Source organism: Streptomyces sp. NPDC056600 (genome assembly GCF_042792855.1).
Classification (GTDB): Bacteria; Actinomycetota; Actinomycetes; order Streptomycetales; family Streptomycetaceae; genus Streptomyces.
The window spans coordinates 50,502-63,848 of record NZ_JBHTVQ010000012.1 but is presented as its reverse complement, the minus strand read 5'-3'; the positions used below and the strand labels follow the sequence as shown (position 1 = coordinate 63,848).

The following is a 13,347-nucleotide window of genomic DNA, read 5'->3' as shown; positions in this document are numbered from 1 at the left end:
TCTGGCCGATCTGGTCGTTCAGGACGCCGAGGTGGTGGACGGCACCGGGGGTCCGTCCTACCGGGCCGACGTGGCGGTCAAGGACGGCCGCGTCGTGCAGATCGTCCGCGAGGCGGCCGCGGCCGGGTGCCAGCGCCCGGTCGGCACCCGGATGCTGGACGCGGAGGGCCTGGCCCTGGCGCCCGGGTTCGTGGACATGCACTCCCACAGCGACCTGGCGCTGCTCACCGACCCGGACCACTCGGCGAAGCTCGCGCAGGGCGTCACCCTGGAGGTCGTGGGCCAGGACGGGCTCTCCTACGCGCCCGTCGACGACCGCACGCTGGCCGAGGTGCGGCAGGCGGTGGCCGGCTGGAACGGTCCGGGCGAGGATGTCGACTTCGACTGGCGGTCGGTGGGCGAGTACCTGGACCGGCTGGACCGGGGAGTCGACGGCGAGGGCATCGCGGTGAACGCCGCGTACCTGGTGCCGCAGGGCACCGTCCGGATGCTGGCGATGGGCTGGGAGAACCGCCCGCCTTCGGAGGCGGAGCTGGACCGGATGCGCGAGCTGGTGGCGGCCGGGCTGCGCGAGGGGGCGGTGGGCATGTCGTCGGGGCTCACCTATCCGCCCGGCATGTATGCCGGCGCCGGGGAGCTGACCGAGCTGTGCCGGGTGGTCGCCCGGGCGGGGGGCTACTGGTGCCCGCACCACCGCTCGTACGGGGCCGGGGCCCTGGCGGCGTACCAGGAGGTGATCGGCATCGCCCAGGAGGCGGGCTGCGCCCTGCACCTGGCCCACGCGACGCTCAACTTCGCGGAGAACGAGGGGCGTCACGGCGAGCTGGAGGCCCTGCTGGACGAGGCGCTGGACGCCGGCCGCGACCTGACGCTGGACACCTACCCGTACACCCCGGGCGCCACCACGCTGGCCGCGCTGCTGCCCGGCTGGGCGAGCGAGGGCGGCCCCGCCGCCATCCTGGAGCGGCTGCGGGACGACGCGGTCGCCGAGCGGATCCGGCACGTCCTGGAGGTGTCCGGCTCGGACGGCTGCCACGGCGTGCCGGTGGAGTGGGACACCGTGGAGATCTCCGGGGTGGTCGACCCCGCACTGACCGGGCGGGTGGGGCGGACGGTGGCGGACCTGGCGTCCGGCTCGGGGTCCTCGCCCTGGGAGGAGGCCCGCCGCCTGCTGCTGGCGGACCGGCTCGGCACGTCCGTCCTCCAGCACGTCGGCCACGAGGAGAACGTCCGCGCGCTGATGCGGCACCGGGCGCACACCGGGGGCTCCGACGGCATCCTGCACGGCACCAAGCCGCACCCCCGGGCGTACGGCACCTTTCCCCGGTACCTCGGCACGTACGTGCGGGAGCTGGGCGTGCTGACGCTGGAGGAGTGCGTCGCGCACCTCACCGGGCGGCCGGCCGCGCGGCTCGGCCTGCCGGACCGGGGTCTGGTCCGCGAGGGCCACCGGGCCGACCTGGTCCTCTTCGACCCCGCGACCGTCGCCGAGGGCGCCACCTTCGCGGAGCCCCGGACACCGCCGGCCGGCATCCCCTACGTCCTGGTGGACGGCCGCCTCGCCGTCGACGACGGTCACCGCACGGACGTCCTGGCGGGCCGCTCGGTGCGGGCGGGCCGCCCCCGCGGCTGACGCGGCCGGGGGCGTGCGCGGGCGCGGGGCTCCCGCGTTGCCGCGCGCGGGCCCGGGGGCGCGTCCTGTCCGGCGGTGCGTCCTAGCGGGGGCGGCGGGTGCTGTTGCCCCAGCCGTTTCCGCGGCCGCCGCCGCCGTCGTCGTAGTCCGGCCATCCCACCGTGGGCGAGGCGGGCGGGGACGTCTCCTTCACCGGCTCCCTGGTGGGCGTGGGCGTGGGTGAAGCCGTCCGGGTGGCCGAGGGGGTGGGAGTCGCGGTCGCCGTCCTCGACGGCGCCGCACCGGGCGTGACCGTGGCGGAAGGCGTCGACGCCTCCACGGACGGCATCAGCCCGGGGTCGGCCATGTCGCCCACCGAGAGCCCCGGCGCGTTGGGACCGTTGCCGCCCCGGGACGGCTCCTCGGAACCGGAGGACAGCGCGAACCCCAGCACCGTCAGCGCCCCGAGCCCGACGACGCCCGCGCCGGTGGCCAGCAGCATCTGGCGGCTGCGCACGCGGCGGGAGCGCGCTCCCTCCCGCTCCGCCGCCCGGGCGGCCTCCCGCGCCGCGGCCCGGCCGACCGGCGCCGCCCCCGTCCGTCCGGCCTGACCGCCGTACCCGGCCTGCCCGCCGTGTCCGGCCCAGTCGTCGTGTCCGGCGGCCGCCCCGTAGGCGCCGTAGGACGCGAAGTCGTCGAAGTCGGCGGCAGCGGAGGAGGAGGGGGCCGCTCCGTACGTGGCGGAGTCGGCGTACAGGCCGTGGCCCGGATACCCGTCCGCACCGCTGCCGGAGGCCTCACCGGCGTATCCCGCCGGCGGATACCCGTACGAGCCGACGGACCCCCCGGGGACCTCGTGCCCACCCGGAGCCGGGTGTCCGGCAGGCGCCCCGGGAGCCCCGCGCCCCGCAGAGGTCCCGGGCACGGCGTCGGCGCCGGGCGCGGGCGGCCAGGCGCCGTGCGGCCCTTGGCCGCCGGGCGTCACCGGCAGCTCACGCGTGGCCGCCTCGTCCCCACCGTCCGGGCGGTCACCCCGCACCGGCGGCAGCTCACGGGTGGCCTCCGCGTCACCCGCGGCGGGCCACCCGGAGGGGGCGGGTACCTCGGTCGGAGGTACCGCCGGCGGCTCCGGCGCGTCGTGCGCGCCCGGTCCGTGTTCTGGGGTGATGGACATGGGTGCGAATTGTAAAGACAGGCGTGGCGCAGAACACACCCGGAGTCCCCCCATCCCGCCCGCACGGACCGCCGAACGGGTCCCCGCACACCGCGAACAGGGGCGAACCGTTCCCCCGGCCTCCCCCGCGCCGGACGTCCGGACGTGTCGGAGAACACGAGGCGACCCGGGACGTATCCCCGTAGGCTCACGTCATGCAGGTGATCCAGTCGTCCAAGCTCGCCAACGTCTGTTACGAGATCCGGGGCCCGGTGCTCGAGGAGGCGACCCGGCTGGAGGCCGCCGGTCACCGCATCCTCAAGCTGAACACCGGCAACCCGGCCGCCTTCGGGTTCGAGTGCCCGCCGGAGATCCTCGAGGACATACTGCGCAACGTCGGCTCGGCGCACGGCTACGGCGACGCCAAGGGCCTGCTGGCCGCCCGCCGCGCGGTGGTGATGCACAACCAGACCCTGGGCATCGAGACCGACGTCGAGCACGTCTTCGTCGGCAACGGCGTGTCCGAGCTGATCGTGATGGCGATGCAGGGCCTGCTGGACAACGGCGACGAGGTGCTGGTCCCCGCCCCGGACTACCCGCTGTGGACGGCGGCCGTGGCCCTGTCCGGCGGCACTCCGGTCCACTACGTCTGCGACGAGCAGGCCGACTGGATGCCGGACCTGGCCGACATCGAGGCCAAGATCACCGACCGCACCAAGGCAATCGTGATCATCAACCCGAACAACCCGACCGGCGCCGTCTACAGCGACGACCTGCTGCGCGGGCTCACGGACATCGCGCGCCGCCACAACCTGCTGGTCTGCTCGGACGAGATCTACGACAAGATCCTCTACGAGGACGCCACCCACACCCCCACGGCGGCGATCGCCCCGGACCTGCTGACGCTCACCTTCAACGGCATGTCGAAGTCGTACCGGGTGGCGGGCTACCGGGTGGGCTGGATGTCGATCTCCGGCCCCAAGGCGCACGCGGACTCCTACATCGAGGGCCTCAACATCCTCGCCAACATGCGCCTGTGCGCCAACATGCCCGGACAGCACGGCGTGGTCGCCGCGCTCAGCGGCCGGCAGACGATCCAGGACCTGGTGCTCCCGGGCGGCCGGCTGCGCGAGCAGCGCGACGTCGCCCACGAGCTGCTGACGCGGATCCCGGGCGTGAGCTGCGTCAAGCCGAAGGGCGCGCTCTACCTCTTCCCGCGGCTGGACCCGAAGGTCTACCCGATCAAGGACGACCGACGGATGGTCCTGGACCTGCTGCGCCGGGAGAAGATCATGGTGGTGCAGGGCACCGGCTTCAACTGGCCCGACACGGACCACTTCCGGATCGTCACACTGCCCTCGGTCGCCGACCTGCGGGACGCGATCGGCCGCATCGGACGGTTCCTGGAGACCTACCGCCAGAACTGAGCGACGGGCCGCTCGGGCGGTCCGCCGGCGGGTCCGACACGCCGCGCCGAGCTGGGACTCGACACAACTTTAGACACGTTCCAATGTAGGATGGCTTCCTGTCGGAGCGCAGGAGGCCTTCCCATGTACGAACCGATCCGCAGCAAGTCGGTCCACACCATGGCCGGCCCCGGCACGGAGGTCCCCCGCAGGTCACGTGAGGCGGAGCTGGAGTTCCAGCTGGCCGGCCACCTGGCCGCGCTGCTCGCGGTGACCGACGAGCTCCGGGCCCTGGCGCCGTGCGCCGGTCTGGACGAGGCGGCCGAACAGCTGGCCGAGCAGGTGGCCAGGCTGCGCGGCGGCTCCGCCCCGGCGCGCGCGGCGTTCCCCGGCCCGTCGGAGCAGGACGACCGGCGGGCGCGGGTCACGGCCCTGCACCGCCGGGCGCACGACCTCGCCGGCCGGGCGCTGGTGGTCGCCGCGTCCCGTGCCGACACCCGGGCGGCCATCCTCGCCGCCCAGCGCATGGAGGCCCACGCCGAGGCCGCCGCGCGCCCCCTCAGCCCCTGCTGAGGCTCCCCCGAGCGGCCCCGGTCCGCGCCTGCCACGAAGCGGCGCGGGCCGGGTGCCACGAGACGTCCCCCGTCCGGTGCGGCGGAACGTCCCCCGCGAGATGCGCCGGAACGTTCCGCCGGGTCAGCGGCGCACGTGCACCGTGGCCGAGGCCTCCGCGCCCTCGTGCAGGGCGTCGCCCGGCCAGGCGACCGTGAACGTCACGTCCCCCTTGGACCGCGGCGCGTGCCGGACCGTGAAGGACCCGTCCGCCCCGGCGGTCACCGGCGCGAGCCGCACGACGCCGTCCCGGTCGGCGACGGTCACCGTGAGGGTGGCGGGAGCGGCGAGCGGCAGCCCCCGGGCGTGCAGCGAGCCGGTGATCTCCACACCGCCCTTGCGGGTCGCCTCGGCCGGCGCGGTGAGCGCCAGCGTGGCGGACGCCTTGGCCACGGGCACGGTGATCCGCGCGTCCTCGGCCGCCTTGTGCAGGCTGTCGCCCGCGTAGGAGAACCGGTAGGTGGCCTCGCCCACCAGCTGGGGCACGTCGCTGACGGTGAAGGCGCCGTCCTCCCCGGCCGTGACCGGCTCGAGGGCGTGGGCGCCGTCGGCGTCCTCCCGCACCACCTCGATCCGCGGGGCGTCGGCCGGCGCGGGTCCGTCGAGCTCCAGCCGGCCGCGCAGCGTGACCTGCTCACCGGCGGTCGCCCGGGCCGGCTCGTGGCTCGTGCCGTCCGCGAACCGGGAGGCGGACAGGCCGTCCGGGGTGGGGACCACGTGCAGCCAGAAGCCGGTGCCCGCGGCGTCGGTCGTCACGACGAACAGCGAGCGGCCGTCCGGCGCGAACGCGACGCCGCGCGGCACGACGCGGTCGCCGCCGTCGCCCTCGAGGACCACCTCCACGGGCGGGCGGGTGTCCGCCGGGTCTGCGGGTTCCAGGAGCAGGTCCGCGGCGTCGCCGGAGGCCGCGGCCCCCCGCGCGAACCACTTGCCGTCGTCGCTGTAGGCGACGGCCGTCGGCTCGGCCCCCTCGGGCAGCGGCGTGTAACGGTTCTCCCGGGGGGACAGGCCGGGCAGGGCGAGCAGCGCGGCGCCACGGGCCGGGTCGGCGAAGGCGAGGGTGGAGCCGTCCGGCGAGAAGGCGGCGTCGCGGAAGTCCAGGCCGCCGAGCCCCGTGCCGTCCTGGCCGAGCCAGGTCTCCCCGAGGAAGTCGAGCACCCCGCCGTACTCCGCCTCCTCGACGACCCGGTACAGGTTGATGTTCGGATCGTCGTTGAAGGCGGTGCGCCCCGAGACGATCATCAGCATGTCCGTGGGGCCGGCCGCCAGGTGGCCGGGCCCGCCGAGGTACATGACGGTCCGCGGGTCCGCCCCGTCGGCCGCCGTGGCGTGGACGGTGGGCATCACCGTCGCCTCGGCGCAGTCCTGGGGCGAGGCGCCCTCCTGACTGGTGAAGAAGAGCAGATGGCCGGCGTGGAACAACTCGCGCCCGCAGTCGTCGACCGGGGCCGGTGTGCTTCCGAGGGGTGCGAGATCGGCGTCGAAGGCCTGGATGCTGTCCCGCTGCCCGACCAGGACGCGCGCCCCGCCGGGCTCGGCCGCGATGCCGGAGACCCTCCCCTCGGTCTGCCGCTGCGCCCGCAGGACGCCGTCGAAGTCGTAGCCGAGGATGGTCCCCGGGCCGTCGCCGCCCTCGGCGGTGTTCTCGTCGGCGATCCAGACCCGCTCGTTGGCCGCGTCCACGGCGAACTGCGAGAAGGAGGAGACCGGCAGCTTCACCACCGTCTCCGACGCCGACGCCGTGTCCGGGGCGGCCCCCGCCGCCGGTCCCGCCGTGGCCGTCAGGCCCGCCCCCGCCATCACGACGGCCAGCAGGGCGGTGCCCGCCCGGCCGCCCGCCCGTGCCCTGTATCCGTTCAACTGTGCCCCCACAGGTCTCGTCGAGGCGCGGCGTCACACGATGCCGCACGCGGGACACATCGAAGCGCTCGGGGCGGAACGGGCACAAGGGAGTTGTGTGACAAGCGTGTACCAGGCGCCGGGTACCGGGCACGGGGGCATGTCCGCCGCTCCGTGCCGCCCGCCGCCGGGTGGCGTGCGCGAGGATGGAGGCATGGCAAACCGACTCGCGCAGGCCACGTCCCCCTACCTCCTCCAGCACGCCGACAACCCGGTCGACTGGTGGGAGTGGCAGCCCGCCGCCTTCGAGGAGGCCCGCCGGCGGGACGTCCCGCTGCTGCTCAGCGTGGGGTACAGCAGCTGCCACTGGTGCCATGTGATGGCGCACGAGAGCTTCGAGGACGAGACGGTCGCCGCCTACCTCAACGAGCACTTCGTCCCCGTGAAGGTCGACCGCGAGGAGCGGCCGGACGTGGACGCCGTGTACATGGAGGCGGTTCAGGCGGCCACCGGGCAGGGCGGCTGGCCGATGACCGTCTTCCTCACCCCGGACGCCGAGCCGTTCTACTTCGGCACGTACTTCCCGCCCGAGCCCCGGCACGGCCAGCCCGGTTTCCTGCAGGTGCTGCAGGGCGTGCACGCCGCCTGGGCGGAGCGGCGCGACGAGGTCACCGAGGTCGCCGGGAAGATCGTGCAGGACCTGTCGGGGCGGGTCATGCCGTTCGGCGACGCGGGCGAAACGGCGCCCGGCGAGGAGGACATGGCGGCGGCCCTGCTGGGGCTGACCCGCGAATACGACGCGGTGCGCGGCGGGTTCGGGGGCGCGCCCAAGTTCCCGCCGTCCATGGTGCTGGAGTTCCTGCTGCGCCACCACGCCCGCACCGGCTCGGAGGGCGCGCTGCAGATGGCCGCCGACACCTGCGAGCGGATGGCGCGCGGCGGCATCTACGACCAGCTCGGCGGCGGCTTCGCCCGGTACTCGGTGGACCGGGACTGGATCGTGCCGCACTTCGAGAAGATGCTCTACGACAACGCGCTGCTCTGCCGGGTCTACGCCCACCTGTGGCGGGCCACCGGCTCGGACCTGGCCCGCCGGGTGGCGCTGGAGACCGCCGACTTCATGGTGCGCGAACTGCGCACCGCCGAGGGCGGGTTCGCCTCCGCGCTGGACGCGGACAGCGACGACGGCGCGGGCCGTCACGTGGAGGGCGCGTACTACGTCTGGACGCCGGAACAGCTGACCGAGGTGCTCGGCGAGGAGGACGGCGAACTGGCCGCCCGCGTCTTCGGGGTGACCGAGGAGGGCACCTTCGAGGAGGGCGCCTCGGTGCTGCGGCTGCCGCAGCAGGAGGGCGTCTTCGACGCCGACCGCGTGGCCTCGATCCGTCGCCGGCTCACCGAGGCCCGTACCCGGCGCCCGGCTCCCGGCCGGGACGACAAGGTGGTCGCGGCGTGGAACGGGCTGGCGGTCGCCGCGCTCGCGGAGACCGGCGCGTACTTCGCCCGGCCGGACCTGGTGGAGGCGGCGGTGGCCGCGGCGGACCTGCTGGTGCGGGTCCACATGGACGAGCACGCCGGACTGACCCGGACCAGCCGGGACGGCCGGGCGGGCGCCAACGCGGGCGTGCTGGAGGACTACGGCGACGTCGCCGAGGGGCTGATCACCCTGGCCGGGGTCACCGGGGAGGGTGTCTGGCTGGACTTCGCCGGGCTGCTGCTCGGACACGTGCGGGAGCGGTTCACCGACGAGGAGACCGGGACGCTGTACGACACGGCGGCGGACGCCGAGCGGCTGTTCCGGCGCCCGCAGGACCCCACCGACAACGCGGCGCCGTCCGGCTGGACGGCCGCGGCCGGGGCGATGCTGTCCTACGCGGCGCACACCGGTTCCGACGCGCACCGCACGGCGGCGGAGCGGGCGCTGGGCGTGGTGCGGCTGCTGTCCCGGCGGGTCCCGCGCTTCATCGGCTGGGGTCTCGCGGTGGCCGAGGCGGGCATCGACGGTCCGCGTGAGGTGGCCCTGGTCGGCCCGCGGGACGACGAGGCGACGCGCACCCTGCACCGGACCGCGCTGCTCGGCACGGCGCCGGGGGCGGTGGTGGCGGTCGGCGCGGAGGGCGGCGACGAGTTCCCTCTGCTGGCCGGCCGGCCGCTGGTGGGCGGCGCGCCCGCCGCCTACGTCTGCCGCCACTTCACCTGCGACGCCCCCACCACCGACCCCTCCCACCTTGCCCAGGTGCTCAACGCGCAGATGGCCTGAGCTCGGGGAGGCCTGAGCCCTGAGCCCGGGGGCGGGCACCGGCGGGTCGCTGCGTCCCCGCCACGCCTCGGCCCCGGGGGTCTCGCTCACCCGAGGGCAGGGGCCGCACGAGCCGGGACGTCGGCCTCGCCGTGCTTCGGCCCCCGAGGGCTCAGCGCTCGCCCGAGGGTAGGAGGCCGGACCCCGGCACGGGCGCCCGTGCGGGGGCCGGTGCTGGAGCGGCGGCGTGCCGGCCGGCTCTGTCCGGCATGAGGAGCGGCGTCGGCCCGGCACGGGGTTCGCGGGCCGACGGGCCGGTCGTCGGCGACACAGGTCCCGGCCCGGAGGCGGTCCGCCCTCTCGTGACGGCGCGGCGACCGGCCGCCGTGCGGGCTCCCGCTGGGCGGTGACCCCCTGTGCCGGCGCAGGGGCCGGACCCAACGCCAGGGCCCGGCCCGGCCCGGCGCAAAAGCCGGCCTCGGCGCGAAGACCCGCGCGCCGCGAGGACGTGCGAGGGGCTCAGATCGCGCGAGGGGGGCAGGTCGCGCGCGAGGGCTCAGGCTGTGCGCCAGGGCTCAGGACGTGCGAGGGAGTCAGGACGTGCCGGGGCCGTGCTCGGCGACGGCGCGGTCGACGATGTCGACCAGCTGCTGGTGGTGCGCGCCCTTCCAGTACACCCGCCCGCACCCGGCGCACTCGGCGAACACCTCGTAGGACCGCGACGTCCCCGCCTCCAGCCGGTCGGCGACGTCCTCCTTGGTGGCGGACCGCAGCTCCCCGTTGCACGCGGTGCACCGGGTCCACGGCCGCAGCCGGGGGGCGAACCGGCGCAGGACCTCGCCCAGCTGCTCGTCGGGCCGGGTGCTGTAGACGTACGCGCCCGCCCAGATCTCGCGCCGCCGCAGCAGTCCCCGGTCCCGGCTGAGCAGGATCCGGCGCTCGGCGGCGGACCGGGTGGCCAGGGCGGGGTCGCCGATGTCGGTCGACTCGTAGGCGACGTCGACGCCCAGCAGCCGCAGCCGCCGTGCCAGCGTCCCGAGGTGGACGTCGAGCAGGAACCGCAGCGGCACCTCCGGCGCCCCCGGCGTGAGCTGCGGCGGCCGCACCGCGCGGACCTCCACGCTCTCCCCCGCGGTCGGGTGGTGCGAGACCGGCACCGTCCGGCCGTCGACCAGCAGCTCGCCGACCTCGGTCAGCGGCACCCCCAGCGACTCCACGACGTGCCCCAGCGTCGACACCCCGTCGACCCGCGCCGTCGCCTCCCCGGCGCGCACGAAGAGCCGCAACTGCGGCGCGACCCGCACGTGGATCCCCGTCGCCCCCGCCCCCGTGCCGCCCGCACCCGCGCCCGTGCCGGCGCCCGCACCCGTTCCCGCACCCGCACCCGCACCCGCGGCACCCGTGTTCCCCGTGCCCTTGGCACCCGTACCCGTACCCGCGCCTGTGCTCGCACTGCCGACCATGCGGCCAGAATGACACGTGCGCCCGGGCGGACCGGAACGATTTCCGGCCCTCCCGGGCGCACGGTCCAGGGCGCGCGGACTACGCCTTCGTGTAGGCGACCAGCGAGATGCCGACGTAGTGGGCGATGAACGCCGCCAGCGTGAACGCGTGGAAGACCTCGTGGAACCCGAAGTACCGCGGCGACGGGTTCGGCTTCTTCATCGCGTAGATCACGCCGCCCACGCTGTAGAGCACCCCGCCGACCACCACGCACACCAGGACCGCGATGCCGCCCGTGCGCATGAAGTCCGGCAGGAAGAAGACCGCGGCCCAGCCCATCGCGATGTAGCAGGGCGTGTAGAGCCAGCGGGGCGCGCCGACCCAGAAGACCCGGAAGAGGATGCCCGCCACCGCGGCGGCCCAGATGCCCCACAGCAGCCACTGGCCCTGGGCGTCCGGCAGCAGCAGGATCGTCAGCGGCGTGTAGGTGCCGGCGATGATCAGGAAGATGTTGGCGTGGTCCAGTCGGCGCAGTACGCCGTCCATTCGGGGGGACCAGTCGCCACGGTGGTAGAGCGCGCTCACACCGAAGAGAAGACATGCCGTGAGGGCGTAGACCCCGCAGGCGATGCGTCCCCGGGTGGAGTCGGCGAGAGCGGTCAGGACGAGTCCGGCGATCAGGGCTGCCGGGAACATCCCCAGATGCAGCCAGCCGCGCAGCCGGGGCTTGATCTCCTGCGAGATCTGCTCCGGAAGTGAGGGTGCGGTCATGTCAATCATCGTACCTACGGGACCGTAAGTTACAGGTGAGTGCCCAGGTCACCGAGGGACCCGTGACCAGGCAAGTGTGCTCTTCCCCGCCGCCAAACACCACAATCAGTGAGGTTGCTCACGCCGCTCAGGTGTGCGCCCCCCTGGACAGATGGGCGCTTCTCCTCGAAGATCATATGAGTGAGACCTGCCGCGAATGAGCACCCGTAATCATCCGGGGCGGTCGAAACGCACCAAAAGGGCACCACCCACGTCCCGGGCAAGACCACCCGCAGCAACCCTGATTAGGAGCAATTCGTGGCGCGCGACATCGAGGCTCCCCCGTCCGTCCCCGCCGACGCGACGGAAGAACCCCCCACCAAGCACCGTGAACTGGTCTCGTGGGTCCACGAGATCGCCGAACTGACGCAGCCCGACAGGGTGGTCTGGTGCGACGGCTCGGAGGCCGAGTACGACCGGCTGTGCGAGGAGCTCGTCGGCAAGGGCACCTTCAGGCGGCTGGACCCGGTCAAGCGCCCGAACTCGTACTACGCGGCCTCGGACCCCACCGACGTCGCCCGGGTCGAGGACCGCACGTTCATCTGCTCCGAGCGCGAGCAGGACGCCGGCCCGACCAACCACTGGAAGGCCCCCGCCGAGATGCGGGAGATCTTCCAGGGCGCCGACGGGCAGGGCGGCATCTTCCGCGGCTCCATGCGCGGCCGGACGATGTACGTCGTCCCCTTCTGCATGGGCCCGCTGGGCTCCGACCTCTCCGCCATCGGCGTGGAGATCACCGACTCGGCGTACGTGGCCGTCTCGATGCGCACCATGACCCGGATGGGCCGGCCGGTGCTGGACGAGCTGGGCGACGACGGCTTCTTCGTGAAGGCCGTCCACACCCTCGGCGCCCCGCTGGAGCCGGGCGAGCAGGACGTGCCGTGGCCGTGCAACTCCACGAAGTACATCTCGCACTTCCCCGAGAGCCGTGAGATCTGGTCCTACGGCTCGGGCTACGGCGGCAACGCGCTGCTCGGCAAGAAGTGCTACGCCCTGCGCATCGCCTCGGTGATGGCGCGCGACGAGGGCTGGCTCGCCGAGCACATGCTGATCCTCAAGCTCACGCCGCCGCGGGGCGAGTCCACGTACGTGGCCGCCGCGTTCCCGAGTGCCTGCGGCAAGACGAACCTGGCCATGCTGGAGCCCACGGTCCGCGGCTGGACGGTGGAGACCATCGGCGACGACATCGCCTGGATGCGCTTCGGCGAGGACGGGCGGCTGTACGCCATCAACCCGGAGGCCGGCTTCTTCGGCGTCGCCCCCGGCACCGGCGAGCACACCAACGCCAACGCGATGAAGACCCTCTGGGGCAACGCGGTCTTCACCAACGTGGCGCTCACCGACGACGGCGACGTCTGGTGGGAGGGCATGACCGAGGAGCCCCCGGCCCACCTCACGGACTGGAAGGGGAACGACTGGACGCCGGAGTCCGGCACCCCGGCCGCCCACCCGAACGCCCGGTTCACCGTGCCGGCCGCGCAGTGCCCGATCATCGCGCCCGAGTGGGAGGACCCCAAGGGCGTCCCGATCTCCGCGATCCTCTTCGGCGGCCGCCGCGCCAGCGCGGTGCCGCTGGTCACCGAGTCCTTCGACTGGAACCACGGCGTCTTCCTCGGCGCCAACGTGGCCAGCGAGAAGACGGCCGCCGCCGAGGGCAAGGTCGGCGAGCTGCGCCGCGACCCGTTCGCCATGCTGCCGTTCTGCGGCTACAACATGGGCGACTACATGGCGCACTGGGTCGAGGTCGGCAAGGCCGCCGGCGAGGACGGCCAGGCCAAGCTGCCGAAGATCTACTACGTCAACTGGTTCCGCAAGGACGAGAGCGGCCGCTTCGTGTGGCCCGGGTTCGGCGAGAACAGCCGCGTCCTGAAGTGGATCGTCGACCGGCTCGACGGCAAGGCGGAGGGCGTCGAGACGCCCATCGGCATCCTGCCGGCGAAGGCCTCCTTCGACACCGAGGGCCTGGACATGCCGGAGGCGGACCTCGACCTGCTGCTCAGCGTCGACAAGGAGGTCTGGAAGCAGGAGGCCGCCCTGGTGCCGGACCACCTCAACACCTTCGGCGACCACACGCCGAAGGAGCTGTGGGACCAGTACGAGTCCCTGGTCCGCCGCCTCGGCTGACCCAGCTCCCGCGTACCCCGCGGCCGGCCACTCCCGACGTATGCCCTGACCGCGACGTCGCCTGGCCGGCCGCGGCCGTTCCCGGACCGCGGCAGGCTGCGCCGGGGGC

The 13,347-nt window shown here is 74.2% G+C and carries 9 protein-coding genes; 5 read left to right on the top strand and 4 right to left on the bottom strand.

Annotated elements, in window-relative coordinates:
• Nucleotide 1 precedes the first annotated feature (1 nt).
• Nucleotides 2-1,633 (top strand): amidohydrolase family protein, encoded by a 1,632-nt coding sequence (locus ACFRAV_RS09150; protein ID WP_382553061.1) that lies wholly within the window; start codon nt 2-4, stop codon nt 1,631-1,633.
• A gap of 82 nt (nt 1,634-1,715) precedes the next feature.
• On the opposite strand, the gene ACFRAV_RS09145 is transcribed toward ACFRAV_RS09150, so the two are convergent.
• The gene (locus tag ACFRAV_RS09145; protein WP_382552969.1) at nt 1,716-2,786 is read right to left on the bottom strand and encodes a hypothetical protein; all 1,071 of its coding nucleotides are present in this window, start codon (nt 2,784-2,786) and stop codon (nt 1,716-1,718) included.
• 194 nt (nt 2,787-2,980) lie between these two features.
• Between ACFRAV_RS09145 and ACFRAV_RS09140 the strand changes: the two genes are divergently transcribed.
• Together ACFRAV_RS09140 and ACFRAV_RS09135 are read left to right on the top strand one after the other, a co-directional pair.
• The gene (locus ACFRAV_RS09140) at nt 2,981-4,192 is read left to right on the top strand and encodes a pyridoxal phosphate-dependent aminotransferase (protein ID WP_382552967.1); all 1,212 of its coding nucleotides are present in this window, start codon (nt 2,981-2,983) and stop codon (nt 4,190-4,192) included.
• A gap of 123 nt (nt 4,193-4,315) precedes the next feature.
• Nucleotides 4,316-4,744, top strand: coding sequence for a hypothetical protein (locus ACFRAV_RS09135; protein WP_382552966.1), 429 nt, complete (start codon nt 4,316-4,318; stop codon nt 4,742-4,744).
• A gap of 123 nt (nt 4,745-4,867) precedes the next feature.
• On the opposite strand, the gene ACFRAV_RS09130 is transcribed toward ACFRAV_RS09135, so the two are convergent.
• On the bottom strand, nt 4,868-6,643 hold the full coding sequence (locus tag ACFRAV_RS09130) for an Ig-like domain repeat protein (protein ID WP_382552965.1): 1,776 nt from the start codon (nt 6,641-6,643) through the stop codon (nt 4,868-4,870).
• A 193-nt stretch (nt 6,644-6,836) separates the two neighbouring features.
• Here ACFRAV_RS09130 and ACFRAV_RS09125 point away from each other — a divergent pair, with 193 nt between their 5' ends.
• On the top strand, nt 6,837-8,882 hold the full coding sequence (locus ACFRAV_RS09125; RefSeq protein WP_382552964.1) for a thioredoxin domain-containing protein: 2,046 nt from the start codon (nt 6,837-6,839) through the stop codon (nt 8,880-8,882).
• A gap of 572 nt (nt 8,883-9,454) precedes the next feature.
• On the opposite strand, the gene ACFRAV_RS09120 is transcribed toward ACFRAV_RS09125, so the two are convergent.
• Together ACFRAV_RS09120 and ACFRAV_RS09115 are read right to left on the bottom strand one after the other, a co-directional pair.
• On the bottom strand, nt 9,455-10,171 hold the full coding sequence (locus ACFRAV_RS09120; protein WP_382553058.1) for a Mut7-C RNAse domain-containing protein: 717 nt from the start codon (nt 10,169-10,171) through the stop codon (nt 9,455-9,457).
• Between the two features lie 232 nt (nt 10,172-10,403).
• Nucleotides 10,404-11,084, bottom strand: coding sequence for a hemolysin III family protein (locus ACFRAV_RS09115; protein ID WP_382552962.1), 681 nt, complete (start codon nt 11,082-11,084; stop codon nt 10,404-10,406).
• Between the two features lie 288 nt (nt 11,085-11,372).
• Between ACFRAV_RS09115 and ACFRAV_RS09110 the strand changes: the two genes are divergently transcribed.
• The gene (locus ACFRAV_RS09110) at nt 11,373-13,238 is read left to right on the top strand and encodes a phosphoenolpyruvate carboxykinase (GTP) (RefSeq protein WP_382552961.1); all 1,866 of its coding nucleotides are present in this window, start codon (nt 11,373-11,375) and stop codon (nt 13,236-13,238) included.
• Nucleotides 13,239-13,347 lie beyond the last annotated feature (109 nt).

Excerpts from the sequence above, each read along its gene's own strand:
- ACFRAV_RS09145 (WP_382552969.1), bottom strand. The coding sequence starts at position 2,786 with ATGTCCATCACCCCAGAACACGGACCGGGCGCGCACGACGCGCCGGAG.
- ACFRAV_RS09140 (WP_382552967.1), top strand. The coding sequence starts at position 2,981 with ATGCAGGTGATCCAGTCGTCCAAGCTCGCCAACGTCTGTTACGAGATC.
- ACFRAV_RS09135 (WP_382552966.1), top strand. The coding sequence starts at position 4,316 with ATGTACGAACCGATCCGCAGCAAGTCGGTCCACACCATGGCCGGCCCC.
- ACFRAV_RS09125 (WP_382552964.1), top strand. The coding sequence starts at position 6,837 with ATGGCAAACCGACTCGCGCAGGCCACGTCCCCCTACCTCCTCCAGCAC.
- ACFRAV_RS09115 (WP_382552962.1), bottom strand. The coding sequence starts at position 11,084 with ATGATTGACATGACCGCACCCTCACTTCCGGAGCAGATCTCGCAGGAG.